The sequence below is a fragment of the Burkholderia sp. BCC1638 genome (assembly GCF_902833195.1).
GTDB classification, from domain to species: Bacteria; Pseudomonadota; Gammaproteobacteria; order Burkholderiales; family Burkholderiaceae; genus Burkholderia; species Burkholderia diffusa.
The window spans coordinates 137,539-159,691 of record NZ_CADFEC010000005.1 but is presented as its reverse complement, the minus strand read 5'-3'; the positions used below and the strand labels follow the sequence as shown (position 1 = coordinate 159,691).

General features: G+C 64.4%; 18 protein-coding genes. 5 read left to right on the top strand and 13 right to left on the bottom strand.

The window, feature by feature from the left end:
- The first annotated feature begins 110 nt into the window (after positions 1-110).
- Both HWX22_RS07760 and HWX22_RS07755 read left to right on the top strand, forming a co-directional pair.
- Positions 111-1,733: an NAD(P)/FAD-dependent oxidoreductase gene (locus tag HWX22_RS07760; protein ID WP_175915344.1), complete on the top strand. Its 1,623-nt coding sequence runs from the start codon at positions 111-113 to the stop codon at positions 1,731-1,733.
- A gap of 238 nt (positions 1,734-1,971) precedes the next feature.
- Entirely contained in the window at positions 1,972-2,877 is a 906-nt protein-coding gene (locus tag HWX22_RS07755) for an AraC family transcriptional regulator (RefSeq protein WP_175915343.1), read from the top strand.
- Between the two features lie 116 nt (positions 2,878-2,993).
- Here HWX22_RS07755 and HWX22_RS07750 read toward each other — a convergent pair whose 3' ends face one another.
- Positions 2,994-3,884: an amino acid ABC transporter substrate-binding protein gene (locus tag HWX22_RS07750; protein WP_175908609.1), complete on the bottom strand. Its 891-nt coding sequence runs from the start codon at positions 3,882-3,884 to the stop codon at positions 2,994-2,996.
- Positions 3,885-4,745: 861 nt separating this feature from the next.
- A complete protein-coding gene (locus HWX22_RS07745) occupies positions 4,746-5,480 on the bottom strand; it encodes a tetratricopeptide repeat protein (RefSeq protein WP_175915342.1) in 735 nt (244 codons plus the stop codon).
- Between the two features lie 2,237 nt (positions 5,481-7,717).
- On the opposite strand from HWX22_RS07745, the gene mutS reads away from it, so the two are divergent.
- Together mutS and HWX22_RS07730 are read left to right on the top strand one after the other, a co-directional pair.
- Positions 7,718-10,375, top strand: a complete 2,658-nt coding sequence (mutS, locus tag HWX22_RS07735) for a DNA mismatch repair protein MutS (RefSeq protein ID WP_175915340.1) — start codon at positions 7,718-7,720, stop codon at positions 10,373-10,375.
- Positions 10,356-11,627, top strand: a complete 1,272-nt coding sequence (locus tag HWX22_RS07730; RefSeq protein WP_175915407.1) for a hypothetical protein — start codon at positions 10,356-10,358, stop codon at positions 11,625-11,627. The genes mutS and HWX22_RS07730 overlap by 20 nt, the downstream gene beginning before the upstream one ends.
- Here HWX22_RS07730 and HWX22_RS07725 read toward each other — a convergent pair.
- On the bottom strand, positions 11,607-12,149 hold the full coding sequence (locus HWX22_RS07725; protein WP_175908655.1) for a peptidylprolyl isomerase: 543 nt from the start codon (positions 12,147-12,149) through the stop codon (positions 11,607-11,609). The two genes, HWX22_RS07730 and HWX22_RS07725, sit on opposite strands and share 21 nt — an antisense overlap.
- A gap of 32 nt (positions 12,150-12,181) precedes the next feature.
- On the opposite strand from HWX22_RS07725, the gene HWX22_RS07720 reads away from it, so the two are divergent.
- Positions 12,182-13,402, top strand: a complete 1,221-nt coding sequence (locus HWX22_RS07720) for a cupin domain-containing protein (protein ID WP_175908656.1) — start codon at positions 12,182-12,184, stop codon at positions 13,400-13,402.
- A 320-nt stretch (positions 13,403-13,722) separates the two neighbouring features.
- On the opposite strand, the gene HWX22_RS07715 is transcribed toward HWX22_RS07720, so the two are convergent.
- The 10 genes from HWX22_RS07715 to HWX22_RS07670 all read right to left on the bottom strand — a co-directional run bounded on the left by HWX22_RS07715 (position 13,723) and on the right by HWX22_RS07670 (position 22,049).
- The gene (locus tag HWX22_RS07715; RefSeq protein ID WP_162499716.1) at positions 13,723-13,905 is read right to left on the bottom strand and encodes a hypothetical protein; all 183 of its coding nucleotides are present in this window, start codon (positions 13,903-13,905) and stop codon (positions 13,723-13,725) included.
- A 116-nt stretch (positions 13,906-14,021) separates the two neighbouring features.
- Positions 14,022-14,798, bottom strand: coding sequence for an MBL fold metallo-hydrolase (locus tag HWX22_RS07710; protein ID WP_175915339.1), 777 nt, complete (start codon positions 14,796-14,798; stop codon positions 14,022-14,024).
- A 4-nt stretch (positions 14,799-14,802) separates the two neighbouring features.
- Positions 14,803-15,948, bottom strand: a complete 1,146-nt coding sequence (gene bamC / locus HWX22_RS07705; protein WP_175915338.1) for an outer membrane protein assembly factor BamC — start codon at positions 15,946-15,948, stop codon at positions 14,803-14,805.
- Between the two features lie 111 nt (positions 15,949-16,059).
- Positions 16,060-16,962: a 4-hydroxy-tetrahydrodipicolinate synthase gene (dapA, locus tag HWX22_RS07700; protein ID WP_175915337.1), complete on the bottom strand. Its 903-nt coding sequence runs from the start codon at positions 16,960-16,962 to the stop codon at positions 16,060-16,062.
- Positions 16,963-17,009: 47 nt separating this feature from the next.
- The gene (locus tag HWX22_RS07695) at positions 17,010-17,612 is read right to left on the bottom strand and encodes a class I SAM-dependent methyltransferase (protein ID WP_175915336.1); all 603 of its coding nucleotides are present in this window, start codon (positions 17,610-17,612) and stop codon (positions 17,010-17,012) included.
- Between the two features lie 9 nt (positions 17,613-17,621).
- Complete coding sequence (locus HWX22_RS07690) at positions 17,622-18,824, bottom strand: tryptophan--tRNA ligase (RefSeq protein ID WP_175915335.1); 1,203 nt, start codon at positions 18,822-18,824, stop codon at positions 17,622-17,624.
- Between the two features lie 8 nt (positions 18,825-18,832).
- Positions 18,833-19,495 (bottom strand): site-2 protease family protein, encoded by a 663-nt coding sequence (locus HWX22_RS07685; RefSeq protein ID WP_059817815.1) that lies wholly within the window; start codon positions 19,493-19,495, stop codon positions 18,833-18,835.
- A 45-nt stretch (positions 19,496-19,540) separates the two neighbouring features.
- The gene (locus tag HWX22_RS07680; RefSeq protein ID WP_059535812.1) at positions 19,541-20,173 is read right to left on the bottom strand and encodes an L-threonylcarbamoyladenylate synthase; all 633 of its coding nucleotides are present in this window, start codon (positions 20,171-20,173) and stop codon (positions 19,541-19,543) included.
- A gap of 72 nt (positions 20,174-20,245) precedes the next feature.
- Positions 20,246-21,076 (bottom strand): 3',5'-nucleoside bisphosphate phosphatase, encoded by an 831-nt coding sequence (locus HWX22_RS07675; protein WP_059690938.1) that lies wholly within the window; start codon positions 21,074-21,076, stop codon positions 20,246-20,248.
- Between the two features lie 82 nt (positions 21,077-21,158).
- Positions 21,159-22,049 (bottom strand): alpha/beta fold hydrolase, encoded by an 891-nt coding sequence (locus HWX22_RS07670; RefSeq protein WP_175915334.1) that lies wholly within the window; start codon positions 22,047-22,049, stop codon positions 21,159-21,161.
- Between the last annotated feature and the right edge of the window lie 104 nt (positions 22,050-22,153).

The window sequence follows — 22,153 nt, the reverse complement described above, 5'->3', positions numbered from 1 at the left end:
ATCCGGGCCGCGCCCGCGCGGCGCGGCTGACGCAGCACCCCTGCCGCCAGCGCGCCGCCCCGCCCGTCTCAACACCGCCACGACTTCGTGGCGACCGTATCCGAATACTCATGTTACGGCTAAGCGAACTTAAACTCCCGCTCGACCACCCCGAGAGCGCCCTCGAGGCCGCGATCCGCGCGCGCCTCGCGGAGCTTGGCGTGCCGGCAGACGGGCTCCTCCGTTACACGGTGTTCCGCCGTGCGCACGATGCGCGCAAGCGCGCCGACATCAAGCTCACGTATATCGTCGATGTCGAAGTCAAGGACGAAGCGGCCGTGCTTCCGCGACTCGCCGGCACGCCGCATTGCGGCGTGACGCCCGACATGGCGTACCACTTCGTCACGAAGGCGCCCGAGCACGGCAACTTCCTGCGCCCGGTCGTCATCGGCATGGGGCCGTGCGGCCTGTTTGCCGGCCTGATCCTCGCGCAGATGGGTTTCCGCCCCATCATCCTCGAGCGCGGCAAGGCCGTGCGCGAGCGCACCAAGGACACCTTCGGCCTGTGGCGCAAGAGCGTCCTCAATCCCGAGTCCAACGTGCAGTTCGGCGAAGGCGGCGCCGGGACGTTTTCCGACGGCAAGCTTTACAGCCAGATCAAGGATCCCCACCACTACGGCCGCAAGGTGCTCGACGAATTCGTCAAGGCCGGTGCACCGGAAGACATCCTGTACCTGAGCCGACCGCACATCGGCACGTTCCGCCTCGTCAGCATGGTGGAAAAGATGCGTGCGACCATCCACGAACTGGGCGGTGAAGTGCGCTTCGAAACCCGGGTCGAGGACATCGAAATCGACCAGGGCAAGGTGCGCTCGCTGACGCTGTCGAACGGCGAAACGCTCCGGTGCGATCACGTGGTGCTGGCCGTGGGCCACAGCGCGCGCGACACGTTCCAGATGCTGCACGACCGCGGCGTATATGTCGAAGCGAAGCCGTTCTCGCTGGGCTTCCGGATCGAACATCCGCAGGGGCTGATCGATCGCAGCCGCTTCGGCAAGTTCGCCGGTCACAAGCAACTCGGCGCGGCCGACTACAAGGTGGTTCACCACTGCAGCAACGGACGCGCGGTCTACAGCTTCTGCATGTGCCCCGGCGGCACGGTGGTCGCGGCGACCTCCGAGCCGGGCCGCGTGGTCACCAACGGCATGAGCCAGTATTCCCGCGCCGAGCGCAACGCGAATGCGGGCATCGTCGTCGGCATCACGCCGGAAGACTATCCGGGCGGCCCGCTGGCGGGCATCGCGTTCCAGCGCAAATGGGAAGAACGCGCGTTCGAGCTCGGCGGCGGCGATTACAGCGCGCCCGGGCAGCTGGTCGGCGATTTCATCGCGGGCCGGCCGTCGACGTCGCTCGGCTCCGTGGTGCCGTCGTACAAACCGGGCGTGCGCCCGACCGATCTCAGCACCGCGCTGCCCGACTACGTGATCGAAGCCATTCGTGAAGCACTGCCGCAGATCGACAAGAAGATCGCCGGCTTCGCGATGCACGACGCGGCGCTCACCGGCGTGGAGACGCGCACGTCGTCCCCGATCCGGATCCGGCGCAAGGACGATTACCAGAGCGTGAACGTCGAAGGGCTGTATCCGGCCGGAGAAGGCGCCGGGTATGCGGGCGGCATCTATTCGGCAGCGATCGACGGCATCGAAGTCGCGCAGGCGGTGGCGCTCGATCTAATGTCGGCGCACACGTCCTGATATTGCAGGACGGACTCGGCGCACGTACGCCCGTGCGCCGAGTGAAGCCGGCATTTTCAATGCCCGCCCGGGGCGAGCTCGAATCGCCGCATCGGACCGACGCTCTCCGATCTCGATCGCCCCGCCTTTGCGATGCACCGCGGCCATTCAGAGGCCGATGTGCCGGACACGACTGACGCCGGGCCAAATTTCGCTTTGGTATACTTCGCGGCCAAGCCCTCTACGTTTCCCCGCATCCATGACCGCCGCACAGTCGGACAACGCGTCATCTGATTTCATGCCGGCTGACCTCAGGCAAAGCGTGGTCACGCAGACGTTGCCGCATTCCCAAGTCGGCATCAGCCGACTGAAGACATCTCGTAGAAATATTGGCCGAACTGCGCCATATGAACTTGAAGACGCCGATCTCATCGTGCTGCAATTGCGCGCGTTCGGCGAACAGGAATTGTGGCTTGACGGACGTGTTGCCCGTTTCGTCCCCTACGATGCGGGGACCGTCACGATTCATGACCTTGATCGCAGATGGGTTTCCGACCTCAAGGGGGCGTTCGACTGCATCCATTTTCACCTCCCTCGCCGAACGCTGGAGGAGACAGTCGATGAAATCGGCGGCAGACAGCGACCACAGCTCTACTTGCCGCCGCACTTGAGCGCGACGGATCCGATCATCCACCGCCTGGGCCAGGCTCTGCTCCCCGCTTTAGCGCGGCCCGAGCATGCGTCTCAGCTCTTTATCGACCACGTCGCGCTTGCCTTCCAGGCGCATGTCGCGCGCCTGTATGGCGGCGTCAGCGAGCGCCGGGAGAAGTCGACCTGCAAACTCACTGCGTGGCAGGAGCGAATGGCGAAGGGACTTCTTCTCGAACACCTTACCGGGAACATCTCGATTGCCGATGTGGCGAGAGCATGCGGCCTGTCTCGCGGCCATTTCGTCAAAGCCTTTCATCAGACCACCGGGTTGCCGCCCCATCGCTGGCTGATCGACCAGCGTATCGAGCGAGCGATGATGTACATGCGCACGTCGTCCATGCCCCTGCAAATGATCTCGGACGCATGCGGCTTCGCCGACCAGAGCCACTTCACGAGAACATTCACGCGCGTCACCGGCGTGACACCGCGTCGTTGGCGCACGGACAACGCTTGAGGATCGCAGGAGCAACGCCCCGCTGTCGCAAGCGGGTATTTCCTTGTTCTCCGGCATGATTCGACAAGTCCCGGCGCACGACGCTACGCCACGACCTGCGCCCGGCCGATGGATCGTCACTGTGCAGGTCGATCGCTGCGCGTGACCAGATTTCCCTTTAGCGCCGCGCTCATCGGCATGTCGAGATTCGCGCCGCGTGGCGGAATCGGCGATTCAAACCACTTTGCGTACAGGCGAGTGAATTCGCCGCTCTTCATGAGCCGAGTGAGCGTGCCATCGACGAGTCGCTTGAACGCCGGATCGTCTTTGCGCACCATGCATGCGTACGGCTCCACCTGCAGCGCGTCTCCTGCCACGGCCCACGTACTCGGGTCGTCCGCGTTGGCCCTGAGCCCGTAAAGCAGCACGTCATCGAGGGCGAGCGCTGCCGCTTTGTCGTCCGCGACGATTTTTAGTGCGTCGGCATAGTCCTTTGTCAGCACGACTTCGGCATCGATGTGCTGCGCTTCGAGCTGGCGCCGCAGCGTTTTTTCGTTCGTACTCCCGCCGACCGTCGCGACGGACTTATGCGCGAGGTCGGCATAGTCGCCAATGCCCGACGCCCGTTTGGCCATCAGCCGCGTGCCGGCATAAAAGTAATTGATCGAAAACGCGACGTCCTTGCCACGCGCCGACGTATTTGTCGTCGACCCGCACTCCAGATCGTAGGTGCCATTGACGAGCAGCGGAATTCGATTTTGACCTGTGACCGGCACGTAAGCGACCTTCAGATCCGGTCTGCGAAGTGCCTTGCGAACGTCGTCGACGATTGCTTCCGTTACGTCCATCGAAAAGCCGACGGCTTTATGCGGCGTCAGCAGATAGCTGAACGGCACGGCGGCTTCCCTGTACGAAACAACGATTTGATTGGACCGGGAGATTTTGTCTAACGTCTGCGCATTGGCAGTCATCGACACGGCGTACCCCGCGAATAATGCGGCGAGCATGGCAAACGATGGGGATCTCATGATGCCTCTTTCACGACGTTTTCTCTGCAGAAGCTCGATTTGCCGAGCCGTCTCCGTCAGTAGCGGACCGCACATCGTATCCCTTGCCGCGCGTCCATCGATTCCGACGTGAATTCACTTTAAGCGGAGTCGATCGCCCCCGATTGATTCAGGTCAACAGCGCGGCCGTCTTGGAACGAGTGCCCGGAGAGGGTTTCAGCACGACGCTGCAAGTCGGATCGAGATCCGGTTAGCCGACAGGCCGCCTGCCCGCCTTGGCTGATTCATCAGTGTCATGCCGGCAAGACAAACGCCGGCGCTATCCCTTGGGACCATCCGAGCGGCCAGGAATCGATGCCGGACATGGAGTCGTATCGCGCGATCTGCTGGCTTATCGGCCAACTTCGACCGTATTCGTCGAAGCCACTGGTAAACTCGGGGCAACTCAAGCAACAAATTCATGCCGGATCTATGACCACGCTGTCGCCCGAGGCCTTTGCAGGCCACACTCCGATGATGCAGCAGTACCTGCACCTTAGCTGACAAGGCGCCATCGCAAAAGCTACGCTTTAACCTACGCCTGATCTTTCAATCTAAACGCATTCATTTTGCGACCGTGTACCGGTCGTTTGAATTGAGCATACCAAGGACACCACGCGTCCCATACTAGGCTACAAACACGAACATGGCTGCGCCCCTGAACCAGCATCACGACTTCATAAGCTACGTCTTGTTGTCTGTTCCAGATGACTTTCCTGCAGAAGACTATTTGTCAGCGGACGAGCAAATGACGCTTGAGAACCGCCAATAAAGTCGTCAACTCGCGAGCCGGAAGCCTTGATCCACGAGGATTCTGGAGTGACGGAATTATTTTGCTCTATGTCAACAGGGGAACATAGCAACGACCCCGCCACCTGTTTGCGTACACATCCGTTGAGGCTGTTGCTGTTGCTGCTGCTCCCAGGCCCGTCGAGCGGCTGCCTCGTTGACGGCCCGCGCCGTATTTTGTCTGTTCCGTTCATCCTCCGTAGCAATTTGCTGCAGAACGCCGCCGGGATCACCGAGGGAGGCAAGGATTTTGATGGCCTCCTGGCTCCTACCACGGGCCGCGCTCTGCAGTAGGGCAATTCGTTTGGCGTTATCACGACGCACGCCACGACCCTTGGCGTACATATCTGCTAGCTTGACTTTCGCTTCCGCAATGTCTTGGTCGGCACCTTTCTGCAACCAGTAGGCGGCCTTGACATCATCACGAGGGACGCCTTTTCCTTCGCTGTAGTCCCTTGCTACGTTGATCAGGGCACCGTTTTGTGCGAGTGAGTTGCCCTGTTCCGCCGCCTTGAGATACCAAAAGTGAGCGGAAGAGTAGTCCTTTGCTTCATAATAAACGTCGCCCAATACGTACTGAGAAATTACATCGCCCTGTTCCGCTTTCTTCTTGGTTTCCTCCACCTTTTGGAGCCGATATTGCTCCCTCTGAGTTGGTGTCATGTTCGCAATCTTATCCGCTTCTGCACGGTACCGATCGAACGCTGTCGGCGGGGTAAATGCGCAGCCGCTCAGTATGGAAAGAACAATCAGCGAAGCGCTGCCGACCATGAGGCGAAACAGGGCCATAACTTCTCCTTCAACAGGAATTTACTTTGGATCTCCAATCTGGAGTGCCCAAATCTTAGGGGGGACTGTTAAGGAAGTCATGCTGCATGTGGCCCCACGTTTTGAATTTAACATAATTTAACGCTAAGACTACGCCGGTGTTGACCTGCCTGATTTCTTCGGGCCATTTCAATCTTGGGAAACGGCCTCGGTGATCCGCAATTCCATTTCCGGTCCAATGAGTTGAAGGAAGGTTGCGAAATCGTCAGCGACTCGCTGGACCAAACCCTCAGGATTCACGCCGTCGAACGCCATCACTGGCCACGGCGCAGCGCCCGTCAAATCAAAACCAAAGAGCTCAAGCCCACCGTTCCCACAGAACACAAAACAATCGGGATAAAGCGTGGATAGCTTGCAAGCCACCGCATTGACTCGATGATGCGACTCTTTCCGATCTGGTACCGATTGTCGAACCGACATAGTCGGCCAAATGACTAGATTCGCGCGGCATCATCAAGGCCGCTGGTAAACTTGTCCTGCCAAAGCAACTTTTCCCGTCACATGAGCACGCAACCCACGGCAGCACCAGCACCCGTCACGCCAATGATGCAGCAGTACCTGCGCCTTATCTGACAAGGCTAGATACGCAAAGCTACGCCGAGACCTACGCCACCTCGCCGGTCAGGAGATGGAATGACGAGCGGCATTCGGCCACTGCTACAGCAAACTCGTTGCGCCCAGAAAAGCCCGCTCCCAGCGGGCTTTTCGTTGTCTATGCACTCGCCGTTCACATCCAGTTGCAATACTGCGTCCCATATCCGATGATGAATGGGCGACACACATGATAGGCGCGTCCGCGACATTCTTTGGCCCGTCGTGCACACACGACCACCGCTTTCGAAGCCTTCCGACAGGAGGTGCAATATGGAAAAAATTGCGGCAAATCAAGCCAAGATCTTCGTCAGCCTGCTCGTTCTCCATGTCTTTCTTGCACTCTGTCTGCTGGTATCGATTGTATCGTTTAGGTTTGCGCCGATTCTAATCGTCGGTCTCGTTACGGTCGGTTGCGGCCTCTTACTTAGCCGGATTAGTCGCGATAGCGATGCCGCGCGTCGCATAATCAAGAGCCGCGGTGGCAAGGTGTATCTGTACTGCATGCGGGGCATTGTGGCGTGTGGAGTGCTCGTTTTGGTTGTACCGAATTACCTAGGAATATTTACACATCACCGTTAAACAGATGCCCCATGTGGGCTCACAGGCAATCTGGCTGCCAAAACATCTTTTCCCCGTTACGTTGCCCCTGGAAAGGTAGGAGGGTCCACATAAGATGCCGACAGTTAGAGCACTGGTGCGAGCATGGACAATCTGGGGTGTCATCGCCGCTTTCCCTCTGATCTATTACGCACTTTGGAGAATCGCGACAGCGGCACCTGAAGTGGCGGTTGTCCTGCGTCCAGGCGAGACTGCACGGCTTGAAGTCCCAAGCCTTTGGGGACATTCGCTTGAATTCGAGGCATGGTTCCGCCATGAGCCAGGGGGGCACCGAGAAGCCGACCTCGGTAGCTATCGAAGGCTCGACGGGACGCCCGGAAAACTGGCATTCCCTAATCCGGGAGAACCGCTATATATCGCCGTCTCGGTGAACGGAGGCCCGACCGTGATGCTTGAGGCTATGCCGGCAAGTGCGTGGACAGATACCGAAATTGCACGAAAGCTAACGGCGGATCACGCAACAGCAGCGGGCGAATGGAAATGGCCTCCACGAGCGCTGCGGCTGAAGGCAGTTCCCGGAAGAAACGACATCTCGGTCACAGTGGCTGAAGTCGGCACCCCGTTGGTGGGCGAGAGGATCAGGTTGCTCGCGCGCCCGCCACTTACCTTTAACAGCGTGGCGCCGCACTATGGCTGGCTTTGGTACGCATGGCTGCTATGCCCGCTCGGAGCTGTATGCCTTGCATTAGCGGCGCTGCCCTTGATATCTCGAACCCTGACGGCAGTTCGTCGCCGGGCAGAATAGCTCTATCGCAAATCAAGGCGATACATACGCATTCCAGATGGCGCGCGGATGATGCTGGCCAACGCTGTGCATTGGTCGTCTTGCAAGCGCAGGGATCCCGTTCGTGAGCGCGATCAACTGTCGTCTCATGGCCGGCAACCGGCGGTCGTGTTCTCCGGCAATTGGCCGAACGGCGAACTTCAAGCGGTCGCGTGCGGCCCGCTGGTAAACTCGGGCGGCCAAAGCAACTTTCCCCGGTCACATGAGCATGCAACCCACCGCAGCACCTGCACCCGTCACTCCAATGATGCAGCAGTACCTGCGCATCAAGGCCGATCACCCCGACACGCTCGTCTTTTACCGGATGGGCGACTTCTACGAGCTGTTCTTCGAGGATGCGGAGAAAGCGGCGCGTCTGCTCGATCTGACCCTCACGCAACGCGGCGCATCGGCCGGCACGCCGATCAAGATGGCCGGCGTCCCGCATCACGCGGTCGAACAGTATCTGGCGAAGCTCGTGAAGATGGGCGAATCGGTCGCGATCTGCGAGCAGATCGGCGACCCTGCGACGTCGAAGGGGCCGGTCGAACGCAAGGTCGTGCGCGTCGTCACGCCCGGCACGCTGACCGACGCGGCGCTGCTGTCCGACAAGAACGACGTCTACCTGCTCGCGATGTGCACGGGGCACAACAAGCGTGGAGTGGCGGTCAACATCGGCCTCGCGTGGCTGAACCTCGCAAGCGGCGCGCTGCGGCTCGCCGAAATCGAACCCGAGCAGCTCGGTGCCGCGCTCGAACGCATCCGGCCGGCCGAGATCCTCACGGCGGACGGCGCGACCGACGCCGTGCCCGCCGGCGCCGGCGCGATCAAGCGCGTGCCGGCATGGCACTTCGATATCGCGTCGGGCACGCAGCGCCTGTGCGACCAGCTCGACGTCGCGGGCCTCGACGGCTTCGGCGCGCATTCGCTGACGAGCGCATGCGGCGCAGCCGGCGCACTGCTGCTGTACGCGGCCGCTACACAGGGTCAGCAACTGCGTCACGTGCGCAGTCTGAAGGTCGAGAACGAAACCGAATACATCGGGCTCGATCCGGCAACGCGCCGCAACCTCGAACTGACCGAGACCCTGCGCGGCACCGAATCGCCGACGCTGTACTCGCTGCTCGACACCTGCTGCACGACGATGGGCAGCCGCCTGCTGCGCCACTGGCTGCATCACCCGCCGCGCGCGTCCGTCGCCGCGCAGTCACGCCAGCAAGCGATCGGCGCGCTGCTCGAGGCGCCCGTGAACGCGAGCCTCGACGCACTGCGAACCGCCCTGCGCCAGATCGCCGACGTCGAGCGGATCACCGGTCGTCTCGCGCTGCTGTCCGCGCGCCCGCGCGATCTGTCGAGCCTGCGCGACACGTTCGCGGCGCTGCCCGCGCTGCGCGAACGCATCAGCGCGATCGTCGCGAACGCGGATGCGCTCACGCGCGTCGATGCGGCGCTCGCGCCGCCCGCCGAATGTCTCGACCTGCTGACAAGCGCGATCGCGCCCGAGCCTGCCGCGATGGTACGCGACGGCGGCGTGATCGCGCGCGGCTACGATGCGGAGCTCGACGAGATGCGCGACATCTCCGAGAACTGCGGGCAGTTCCTGATCGATCTCGAGGCGCGCGAGCGTACCCGCACGGGCATCGCGAACCTGCGCGTCGAATACAACAAGGTGCACGGCTTCTACATCGAAGTCACGCGCGGCCAGACCGACAAGGTGCCGGACGACTATCGCCGCCGCCAGACGCTGAAGAACGCCGAGCGCTACATCACGCCCGAACTGAAGACTTTCGAGGACAAGGCGCTGTCCGCGCAGGAACGCGCGCTGGCCCGCGAGCGCGCGCTGTACGACGGCGTGCTGCAGGCACTGCTGCCGTTCATTGCCGAGTGCCAGCGCGTCGCGTCGGCGCTCGCGGAGCTCGACGTGCTCGCCGCGTTCGCCGAGCGCGCCCGCACGCTCGACTGGGTTGCGCCCGCCTTCACCGACGAAATCGGCATCGAGATCGAACAGGGGCGTCACCCCGTCGTCGAAGCGCAGGTCGAGCAGTTCATCGCGAACGACTGCCGATTCGGCGCCGAGCGCAAACTGCTGCTGATCACCGGCCCGAACATGGGCGGTAAGTCGACCTTCATGCGGCAGACGGCACTGATCGCGCTGATGGCGTACGTCGGCAGCTACGTGCCGGCGAAGTCGGCCTGCTTCGGCCCGATCGACCGGATCTTCACGCGGATCGGCGCGGCCGACGACCTCGCCGGCGGCCGCTCGACCTTCATGGTCGAGATGACCGAAGCGGCTGCGATCCTGAACGACGCGACACCGCAGAGCCTCGTGCTGATGGACGAAATCGGCCGCGGCACGTCGACGTTCGACGGCCTCGCGCTCGCATGGGCCATCGCGCGCCATCTGCTGGCGCAAAACGGCTGCTACACGCTGTTCGCGACGCATTACTTCGAGTTGACGCAACTGCCCGCTGAATTCCCGCAAGCGGCCAACGTCCATCTGTCGGCCGTCGAGCACGGTCACGGCATCGTGTTCCTGCACGCGGTCAACGAAGGCCCGGCGAACCAGAGCTACGGGCTGCAGGTTGCGCAACTCGCGGGCGTGCCGGCACCGGTGATCCGCGCCGCGCGCAAGCATCTCGCGTATCTCGAACAGCAGTCGGCCACGCAGCATACGCCGCAGCTCGATCTGTTCAGCGCGCCGCCCGCCGCGACCGACGAACTCGAATGCGCGGATGCGCCCGCGCCGGCCGACACTTCGCATCCGGCACTCGAAAGGCTGCGCGACATCGATCCCGACGACCTCAAGCCGCGCGACGCGCTCGACCTGCTGTACGAACTGCGCACGCTTGTCCGCTCGCACGATGCCGACGGGCACGCATAAACGCACCCCGTCGGGCTGGCCGGCCCGGGCCACCGCTGCGCTGGTCGCGGCGATGCTTGCGCTGGCGCAGGCCGGCGCGCTGGCCGCGCCGCCCAAACGTGCCGCCGCCCCCTATTCGTTCGCGGTCGTGTCGGGCGTCATCGACGCGCCGGCCAACGAACCTGCCGCACAGCGGCTGTTCGAATCGATCGCGCGCGAACGCAATCTGGCCTTCGTCGTCTATGCAGGCAACATCAAGGGTGCGAAGGAAGCGTGCCGCGATTCGCTGTATACGCAGCGCGGCGCGATCCTGGATGCATCGCGCGTGCCGCTCGTGTTCATTCCCGGTCACGACGACTGGGTAACGTGCAACACGGCGGCAGGCGGCAGCTACGACCCGGTCGAACGCCTGGACTTCCTGCGTCAGACGCTACTGGCCGACGCGGCGCTGCCCGACCCCGGCGCGCTGCAGATCACGCGCGAAAGCGAAGTCGCCCGCTTCCGGCCCTATCGTGAAAACGCGCGCTGGCTGCATGACGACGTCGTCTACGTCGCGCTGAACGCACCGGCGCCGAACAATCACTATCTGACGGCCGGCGGGCGCAACGGCGAATTCGAGGACCGCATCATCGCGAACGGCTTCTGGATCGACCATGCGGCCGAATATGCGAAGCGGCGCGAAGCGCGCGCGATGGTGGTGATTTTCGAAGGCGATCCGCAGTTCGATCGCTATGAACGTGCCGAACGCTTTGCGTGGTTGCGTTTCAACCGGCCGCGCGTCCGTGACGGCTTTCGTGAACTGAAACGAACGCTGGTGAAGGCGGCAGCGACATTCCGCGGCCCGATCCTGGTGATGCACGCGAGCAGCGAGCCGCTTGCGAACGGCTTCCTGATCGATCGCCCGCTGCATGCGGACGATGGCGTGCTGGTGGGAAATGTGACGCGTGTCGCGATCGGACCGCGTCATCCGGCGAATCAGTGGGTGAAGGTCAACGTGTCGCCGGCGCGGCAGACCATCTTCAACGTGAGCGTCCAGGACGTCCCGAAGGATCTGCCGATTCCGCCCGCGCTGCCGGCCGTGCCGCGCGACGAGGTCCCGCTGCCGCAGATGCCGGAGATCCCGGCCTTGCCGGCATTGCCCGACTCGTCGTCGGTCGCGCCGCCGCTGCAGGGCGACGGCACGACTCCGGGCGGCGCTTCGTGGCCCGCGCCGCCCCCTGCTTCAGGGCCGGCGCCGGGCCTGCCCGCCAGCTCAGTGCAGGGTACGCCCTGACGGCGCGTCGCCGTCGTCGTCTTCGTCCTCGTCGACGATTTCGAGGCCTTCCGCGCCATGCGCGTGCTCATGCTCGATCTCGTCCTCGGTCGCTTCGCGAACGTCCTTGACCGTCAGCGCGAAACGCAGCGCCATGCCCGCGAGCGGGTGGTTGCCGTCGAGCACGACTTTGTCCTCGGCGATGTCGGTGACCGTGTAGATCAGCGAATCCACTTCCTCGTCGCCGTCTTCCGGCGTGCCTTCGAACTGCATGCCCACTTCGATCGGCTCGGGAAAACGATCGCGCGGCTCGATCTTCACGAGTTCGGGATCGTAGTCGCCGAACGCGTCCTGCGGCTCGAGCTGAATCTGCGCCTGGTAACCAGGCTCCTGGCCGTCGAGCTGTTCCTCGATCTTGGGGAACGTGCCATCATAGCCGCCGTGCAGATAAACCATCGGCTCGTCGCTTTCCTCGATCAGATTGCCTTGCGCATCCGACAGCTTGTAAGTGACCGACACGACGGTGTTTTTTGCGATTTTCATCCAATTCTCCCAAATACAAGTCTCATTATACGATGCGCAACCGGTCTCAAGCCGAACCGCGGGATACCGCTGCCGCCCCGCACGGCGCGCCGCCTTCCGATCTTCCCACGCCGCTGCTCGGCGGCCTCTCGCCGGCGCAATTCATGCGCCGCTACTGGCAGAAGAAGCCGCTGCTGATCCGCCAGGCGATCCCCGGCGTGAAGCCGCCGGTCACGCGCGACGCCCTGTTCGAGCTCGCAGCCGACTATGACGCCGAATCGCGACTGATCACCCATTTTCGTAACAAGTGGCAACTGGCCCACGGTCCGTTCGAGCCGGGCGCGCTGCCTGCCGTTTCGCGCAAGTCCTGGTCCTTGCTCGTGCAGGGGCTCGACCTGCACGTCGACGCGGCACGCGCGCTGCTCGACCGCTTCCGCTTCATCCCGGACGCGCGCCTCGACGACCTGATGATTTCGTACGCGACTGACGGCGGCGGCGTCGGCCCGCACTTCGACTCGTACGACGTATTTCTGCTGCAGGTCGAGGGCCGGCGCCGCTGGCGCATCGGTGCGCAGAAGGACCTGTCGCTGCAGCCGGACGTCCCGCTGAAGATCCTCGAGCATTTCGAGCCGAGCGACGAGTGGGTGCTGGAGCCGGGCGACATGCTGTACCTGCCGCCGCACATCGCGCACGACGGCGTGGCCGAAGGCGAATGCATGACCTGCTCGATCGGCTTTCGGGCGCCGTCCGCCGGGGAGCTGGGCGCGCAATTCCTGTACTACCTCGCTGAACGCGGCGGCCTGCGCGACGAGCGTGGCGACGCGCTTTACCGCGACCCGAAGCAGCCGGCGGTCGACACCCCTGCGCAACTGCCGCCGGCGATGGTCGATCGCGTCGCCGAGATCGTCGATGCGATCCGCTGGCGCAAGCGCGACGTCGCCGAATTCCTCGGTTGCTACCTGAGCGAACCCAAATCAAACGTCGTATTCGAGCCGCCGGCGCGTCCGCTGTCGGAGGCCGCGTTCGTCGCGCAGGCATCGCGCCGGGGCGTGTATCTCGACAGACGGGCCGCATTGATGTATAACGCGCGCTCGTACTTCATTAATGGCGAGGAAGAACCGCTCGAGCAGGCCGGCGAATGGCTGCCCGAACTGGCCAATCTGCGCCACATGGAGGCGAAACGGTTTGTAACACTATCCCGGGTTCCCTCAATGACAGCCTTGCTGCACGAGTGGTATTGTGCGGGCTGGATACGGGTCGGAAACCGGATTTAGTGAGCCTCCCCGTATGCCCGTGCAGATCAAATTCTGTATGGGAAAGACAACGTATTGACCCCGCATTTGTCGACGGTCGATAGGAAAGTGCATATAATTTCCGCCCAAGCCGTAGGGAAGATTCACGCTCTAGAAGTGCGTCTCCACCAGCGGCCCAGGTCGGTGTTGGAGCACATTACCGGTATTGTTTCGCGCTGTTGCTTACCTTTAACCATAAAAGGACGTGATCATGAAGAAATCCCTCCTCGTAGCTTCCCTGTTGGCTGCTGTTGCACTGGCTGCTTGCAACAAGAGCGCTGATCAAGCTGCTTCGTCGGCTGCTAGCGACGCATCGGCTGCTGCTTCGTCGGCTGCTTCGGCAGTTGCTGGTGCTGCGAGCGACGCTTCGGCTGCTGCTTCGTCGGCGACGGCTGCTGCGAGCGACGCAGCTGCTGCTGTGGCGTCGGCTGCTTCGGCAGCGACGGCTGCTCCGGCTTCGGGCGCAAGCCAGTAAGCCTCAGCATCAGCTGAAAAAAAACCGGCCCTTCGGGCCGGTTTTTTTACGTCTGTCGGTTACGCGCATCATTTCCGGCAGCCAGGCCGGCCAGGAACCGTCCTGTACGCCCTATCCTGCGCCCGCTCAGCCGAGCGTCAGCCAGTCAAAGCCCGAGTCCTGCGTGGCCACGACCACTTCCTCCCCGTCCGTTCCCAGCACGCCGGCCAATGCCTGGTGGGCCAGCTCGGGCCGGTTGTTCTGCTGGCTCAGGTGCGCCGCGACCAAGTGCTGGAGGCGGCTGCGTTCGAGCGATGCCAGGATGCCCGCGGCGGCGTCGTTGCTCAGGTGGCCATGATTGCCGCCGATCCGCGCCTTCAACGACTGCGGATAGCGGCTCCCGGCGAGCATCTCAGTATCGTGGTTGGATTCGAGCACCAGCGCGTCACAACCGCTCAGAACGGCCGTGATATGCGGGGTGGCCATTCCGACGTCGGTCAGCACGCCGAGCCGGCTGCAACCGTCCATGAAGACGAACTGGAGCGGTTCCCGCGCGTCATGGGGCACCGTATAAGGCATCACGGCCAGATCGCGAATCGCGGCCGTCTCGTCGCCCCACAACACGTGGAGATCGACATCGGCTTCGTCCGCGCCCACCGCGCGTGCCGTGCCCCAGCTCATGTAGAGCGGCAGCGACCCGCGCCGCGCGAGCGTCAGCGCGCTACCGACGTGGTCGCTGTGTTCGTGGGTGATGAGGATCGCATCGAGATCGTCGATGGCGAGATTCAGGCGGCCGAGGCGGCGCTCGACCTCCTTCGCTGAAAAACCGCAGTCGAGCAGCACGCGGGTGGTCGTCGTGCCGCTCGAGACCTCGACGACCAGCGCGTTGCCTTCGCTGCCGCTACCGAGGCTGGCGAAGCGCACGCGATCAGTTCAACTGGGCGTGCAGCAGCGAAATGATCCGCTGCGCGTCCGACGAGTTGTCGACCTTGCCGTTCGCGTCGACCACCGCGACCTGCGTGCCGCCACTGCCCTGCGCGCGCACGTTGACCAGGTATTCTTTGCCCGGCTTGGCCGCCGACGGGCCGCCGTAGAACAGCTTGCCGAACAGCCCGTCGCGCTTGAGCTCTTCCATCGTGTTCGCGTAACGGACCGTGTACACGCCCTTCTCGCGGTCGCGATTGTCGACCGCGAAGTTGGTACGGTCGAGCGCGAGACCGACGCGCAGCCATGCACGGTCGAACGATTCCGCCAGTTGCAGCGTCGCGGCACCGCTGCTCGTATCGTTGACCTGCGCCGGTGCCGTCGCGGGACGCGCATCGGTCAGCAGTTGCTTCGCCTGCGCGTCGCTCAGGCCGAACTTCTGCATGAGCTTCGACAGGAACACGGCCTCGAGCACCGGATTGCGCGGACGCTCTTCCCAGCGCGACGACGTGCCACCCTGCGGGCCGACCATCATTTCCTCCATCGCGCTGTGCGTGATCGAGATGTCGGTGTTGCCGTCCGGCGTGCGGTTCACGAGCGTGCGGAAACGGTCGCGCGTGCCCGACGAGTAAGCGAAGTCGATGACCTTGCCGATCGTGCGACGGAACCAGTCGTCGGGAATGTTCGCGCGGTTCTCGGCCCAGTCGGTGGCCATGATGCCGGTCGAGGGTGCGTCGGTCTTCAGCGAGAAGCCGTTCTCCTGCCAGAATTCCTTCAGGATCGGCCAAAGCTGCTCGGGCGTGCGCCCGTCCACGACGAGCCAGCGGCGGTCGCCATCGCGCTCGATATGCATGCCGAGCGGATCCTGTGCGCTCGGGACACCGTCGGTCGCGTTGCCGGCGGCCGTCGTCGCCCGCGGCGGCAGCGTGCCGAGACCGGCGTTGCTCGGCGGCGCGACGAACTGCTGGGTCGTCGGCACCGGCTTCAGGTCGCTCGGCACCGCGAGCGGCGGCGCCGAACCCGTGTTCTTGTAGTTGACCCGGTCAGGAGCCAGATAATCGTTCAGCGTATCGCAGCCGGCGAGCGCGCCCAGCGCCAGCGCCACCACCGAAACCTGGATGGCGCGAGAGGAAAAGGCGAAACGTTTCATGAAATCCTTCGTCTTGCTAGAACGCTCGTCAGGAGCGGCGCCGGACGGAGCCGGCCGGTGCGGGTTGATGAGGGGTCGAGCCGGCGGCCGCAGGACACGGCCGCCTGAGCATCAGAGGACGCCGGCCTCGACGAGGGCCGAACGCACGACATCGTGACAGCGCTCGTCGAGCGGCGTGAGCGGCAGGCGGATGCCGCCCTGCATCTTGCCCATTGCCTGCAGCGCCCACTTCACCGGAATCGGGTTCGCCTCGACGAACAGGTTCTTGTGCAGCGACAGCAGCTTCATGTGCAGCTCGCGCGCCGTTGCGACGTCGCCGGCCAGCGCCGCGCGGCACAGGTCGCTCATCGCGCGCGGCGCGACGTTCGCCGTCACCGAGATGTTGCCGTGGCCGCCGAGCAGCATCAGCGCGATCGCGGTCGGATCATCGCCGCTGTAGATCGCGAAATGCTTCGGCGCGGCCTTGATCAGGTGCGCGGCGCGATCGATGTTGCCGGTCGCGTCCTTCACGCCGATGATGCCCGGCACCTGCGCGAGGCGCAGCGTCGTCTCGTGCGCCATGTCCGCGACCGTCCGGCCGGGCACGTTGTACAGGATCACCGGCAGGTCGACCGCTTCGGCGATCGTCTTGAAGTGCCGGAACATCCCTTCCTGCGTGGGCTTGTTGTAGTACGGCACGACCTGCAGCGTCGCGTCGGCGCCGACGGCCTTCGCATGCTTCGTCAGTTCGATCGCCTCGGCAGTCGAATTGCCGCCCGCGCCCGCGATGATCGGGATGCGCTTCGCCGCATGCTCGACCGCCGTGCGGATCATCAGGATGTGCTCTTCGACGTTGAGCGTTGCCGACTCGCCGCTCGTGCCGACCACGACGAGTGCGTCGGTGCCTTCCGCGATGTGCCAGTCGATCAGTTTGCGAAACGCCGGCAGGTCGAGACTGCCGTCTTCGAGCATCGGGGTGACGATCGCGGGGATGCTGCCGCGGATTTGAATGCCGTCTTGGGTGCCGTTAGCCATGAAACGCGATTGATTGATGTACCGGTAAACGTTGAGATTGTAGCGGATTAGCCGGGCAGTTCGTAACGTGGAATTCCCGCCCCCGCCGTCGGGGTCGCGCCCTCGCGTACCGCGCAGACGCGCTGCACGAACGCCTCGCGCGGCGCGGCGACAAATCCGTCCTCGTACGCGACCACCCGCAGGCGGCCGCGCACCGCGTCCAGCAGCTCGCCCGGGGCGAGCAGGAACGCGGGATTGGACGGCTTGCCGACCGTTTCGTTTCCTTGCGCGAAGGTTTCGTAGATCAGCACGCCGCCCGGCGCCACCGCATCGAGCAGTTGGGGCCAAAGCGGGCGATGCAGATAATGGGTGACGATCACTGCCGCGAACGACGCGCCGGCCGGCAGCGGCCAGGGCGCGCCCTCGAGATCGGCGTCGCGCACATCGACGCCGGGAATCGCGCGCAATGCGGCCAGCGCGGCCGGATCGCGGTCGAGCGCGACGACCGGATGCCCGTGCGACGCAAACCAGCGTGCATGGCGGCCGCCGCCCGCGGCGACGTCGAGCACCGCGCCGCCCGCCGGGACGAGCCGCGACCAGCGGGCGACCCAGCGCGACGGTTCGGTCTGGACGACGTGGCCGCCCGCGGCGGCAATGACTGGTTCGCGCATGCCGTCAGGTCAGGTGTACGACAGACCCATCGCCTCGCGCACGTCGCGCATCGTCTCGACCGCGTGCTTGCGCGCCTTGTCGCAGCCGTCCGCGACGATCGCGCGCAGCAGCGACGGATCGTCCATGTACTTCTGTGCGCGCTCGAGCATCGGCTGCTGTTCGCGCAGGATCCCTTCGACGACCGGCTGCTTGCAGTCGAGGCAGCCGATGCCCGCCGAGCGGCAGCCGCTCTGCACCCACTGGTGCGTCGTTTCGTCCGTATAGACCTGATGCAGCTGCCACACCGGGCACTTGTCCGGATCGCCCGGATCCGTGCGGCGCACGCGCGCCGGATCGGTCGGCATCGTGCGGACCTTCTTCGTGATCGTCTCCGCGTCCTCACGCAGGCCGATCGTATTGCCGTACGACTTCGACATCTTCTGGCCATCGAGGCCCGGCATCCGGCACGCTTCGGTCAACATCGACTGCGGCTCGACCAGGATGATCTTGCGCGCGCCTTCGAGATAGCCGAACAGGCGCTCGCGGTCGCTCATCGACAGGCTCTGCGATTCCTGCAGCATCGCGCGCGCCTGTTCGAGCGCCTCGTCGTCGCCTTCCTGCTGATACGCGTTGCGCAGCTCGTGATAAAGCTTCGCGCGCTTGCCGCCGAGCTTCTTCGCGGCTTCGAGCGCCTTCTCCTCGAAGCCCGGCTCGCGGCCGTACAGGTAGTTGAAGCGGCGCGCGATCTCGCGCGTCATCTCGACGTGCGGCACCTGGTCCTCGCCGACCGGCACGAGCGAGCCGCGATACAGCAGGATGTCGGCCGCCATCAGCACCGGGTAGCCGAGGAAGCCGTAGGTCGACAGGTCCTTGTCCTTCAGCTTCTCCATCTGCTCCTTGTAGGTCGGCACGCGTTCGAGCCAGCCGAGCGGCGTGCTCATGCCGAGCAGCAGCGCGAGTTCCGCATGCTCGGGCACCTTGCTCTGGATGAACAGCGTCGCCTGCGCCGGATCGATGCCGGACGCGAGCCAGTCGATCAGCACGTCCCACACGTTCTTCTCGATGACCTCGGGTGTTTCGTAGTGCGTCGTCAGCGCATGCCAGTCGACCACGCAGAAGAAGCACGGGTACTCGGACTGCAGCTTCACCCAGTTTTTCAGCACGCCGTGGTAGTGGCCGAGGTGCAGCGACCCGGTGGGTCGCATGCCGGAGAAAATACGATCTGGGAACATGATTGTCGTTAGAAAAGCGAGGCGAAGGGAGACAGGATGGCGCTCAGCACGCCGGCCGCGGCGTTCACGAGCGGACGCAGCCAGAAGTTCGTCAGCACGCCCGTCATGACCAGCACGAGGACGATGATGAAACCATACGGCTCGATGCGCGACAGCGCGATCGATTGCTTCGGCGGCAGCAGCGCCGCCAGGATGCGGCCGCCGTCGAGCGGCGGCAGCGGAAACAGGTTCAGCACGCCGAGCACCAGGTTCGCGCTGACGCCTGCGTAGGCCATCCGCGTGAAGAACGGCTCGTCGATGCCGGCAGCGGGCAGCACGATGGTCAGCACGCCCCAGATCAGTGCCTGCACGAAGTTGCAGGCCGGGCCCGCCAGCGACACCCACAGGCTGCCCCAGCGCGGATTGCGCAAGTTGCCGAACGACACCGGCACCGGCTTCGCATAGCCGAACAGGAAGGCGCCGCCCGTCAGGAAATACATCGCGAGCGGGATCGCGATCGTGCCGAGCGGATCGATGTGGCGCATCGGGTTGAACGACACGCGCCCCATCATGTAGGCGGTGTTGTCGCCGAGCAGGCGTGCGGCATAGCCGTGCGCGGCCTCGTGCAGCGTGATCGCGAAGATCACGGGCAGCGCGTAGACGGCGATGGTCTGTATCAGGGAAGCGTCCATATCGCGTTATTGTAACAAGCGCACTCGCGCAAAAATGAAAGGCGCTTACGCGGCCGAAAGCCCGAACGGTTCGAGCGCGCCGCGCCCCGCGCGCACGAGCTGCGGCTCGTCGCCCGTCAGGTCGATCACCGTCGACGGCTCGCGCGGACACGCGCCGCCGTCGATCACGAGATCGACCTGCTTCTCGAGCCGCGCGCGGATGTCGTCGGGATCGTTGAGCGGCTCGTCGTCCGGCGGCAGGATCAGCGTCGTGCCGAGCAGCGGCTGGCCGAGCGATTCGAGCAGCGCGAGCGTGATCGCGTGGTCGGGCACGCGCAGCCCGATCGTCTTGCGCGACGGGTGCGACAGCCGGCGCGGCACTTCCTTCGTCGCCTGCAGGATGAACACGTACGGGCCCGGCGTCACCGACTTGATCTGCCGGTACTGACGATTGTCCACCATCGCGAAGTTCGCCAGTTCCGACAGGTCGCGCACGAGCAGCGAAAGATGCTGCTTCTCGTCGAGGCCACGGATGCGGCGCACGCGCTCGACCGCGTCCTTGTCGTCGAGGTGGCACGCGAGCGCGTAGCTCGAATCGGTCGGCATCGCGATCACGCCGCCCTTGCTGACGATGTCCGCGGCCTGCTTGATCAGGCGCGGCTGCGGATTATCCGGATGAATCCTGAAGAACTGGGACATGGGGACACGTAAAGAGGGAGAAGTCGGATGCGCGCCTGGGCGGCAGCGCCAGCGGCAAGCGGCCGCGGTACGTCAGAGCCAGCGCTCCCAGAGCGGTTTCAGGTCGGGCGGCAATGGCGGCAGGCTACCGAGCTCGATGCGGCCCTCGCCCGGCGCATGGAAATCCGAGCCGCGCGACACCTCGAAGCCGAAGCGGCGCGCGACGTCCGCGTATTCGCGGTATTGGTCGGGCGTGTGGCTGCCCGTAATGACCTCGATCGCGCGGCCGCCCAGATCGATGAATTCACCGAAAAACGCATCGAATTCGACCGGCGTGTAGCGATAGCGGCCCGGGTGCGCGACCACGGCCTCGCCGCCCGCCGCGCGAATCCATGCAACGGCGTCGGACAGCGTCGCCCAGCGGTGCGGGACGAACCCGGGCTTGCCGTCGCCGAGCAGGCGGTCGAACACATCGGAGGTCGATTCGGCATGACCGTTCTCGACCAGGAAGCGCGCGAAGTGGGTGCGCGAGATCAGGTCGGGATTCGATACGTACTTGAGTGCGCCTTCGTACGCGCCGGGAATGCCGAGCGTCTCGAGTTGCGCGGCGATCGCCCGTGCACGGGCGGCGCGGCCGTGGCGCGTGCGGTAGAGGCCGTCCACGAGCGTCGGGTTCGACGGATCGATGTGCAGCCCGACGATATGCACGGTGCGCGACGCCCATGTAACCGAAATCTCGACACCGCTCAGGTAGCGCATCCCCAGCGCCTCCGCCTCGCTGCGCGCCGCCGCCTGGCCGCCGACTTCGTCGTGGTCGGTCAGCGCCCACAGGGTCACGCCGCCGGCATGGGCGCGGCGCGCGACGTCGGCAGGCGACAGCAACCCGTCGGAAACATTCGAATGGCAGTGGAGATCAGCGTTCATTGTCGGTATGGCAGGTGAAGCTTCATTCTACTGCAATGCGGCAATTGCGCCGCCCGCCTGCCCCGCCGCCGCTGCCGCCGGCCTACGCGCAGAACGCCTCGATCAGCGCCGCGATCTGCTCCGGCTGGTCGTGATGAACCATGTGGCCGGCATCCTCGACGAGCTTTTCGCGCCAGTCGGGGAACGCGCCGAAGCGCGCCTTGAATTCCGGCAGCGGGATGTCGCCGGCGAGATACGCGAGCGTCGGCGAATTGACGGCCTCGACGTGCAGCACCTTCGCACGCACCTGCTTCCAGACGGCCATCACCTCGTCGAGCCGGTACAGCTGCGGGCCCGCCATCTTGTGCGCGGGATCCGCCAGCAGGTGGTAGAGGCCGTCGTCGCCACGCTTCGACCAGTGCGCGGCAAGGAATGCGGCCCTGCGCGGTTCGAGCCGCGGATTGGTCTTGATCAGCCGGGCCGCCACGTCGTCGAGCGACGCGTACGGGCGCAACACCGGTGGCTCGCGCAGCTCGTCGAGCCAGCCGCGCAGCCGGCGCGGCGCCTGCTCGGCCCGCGCGGGGGCGAGCCCGAACCCTTCGAGGTCGACCACGCGCCGCACGCGCTCCGGGCGCGCGCCCGCGTACAGGCACACGACGTTCGCCCCCATGCTGTGCCCGATCAGATTGACTTCGCCGGTAGGCGCATAGTGATCGACGAGCGCATCGAGGTCGCCCAGGTACTCGTGGAACCAGTAATGACCGCCGCCCTGCCTCGCGACCGGCCAGTCGGACTGGCCGAAGCCGCGCGCATCCGGCGCGATCACCTGCCAGTCGCCCGCGAGTGCGTCGACGACGAACTGGAACGATGCCGCGACGTCCATCCAGCCGTGCAGCATGAACAGCGTCGGCGCATCGGGCCGGCCCCAGCGCCGCACATGCAGCTTGACGCCGCGCACCGTGACGAAATCGGAAATAGAACTCGAGGCACTCATTGCAGCCGCCAAAAAAAGAATGATCGTTCGATTATAGCGATGGCGCTTCCGTTCCGGCGCCCGGCAGTCGAGGCAGCTCTCTAGCGCCGGCGTATGGAATCGGC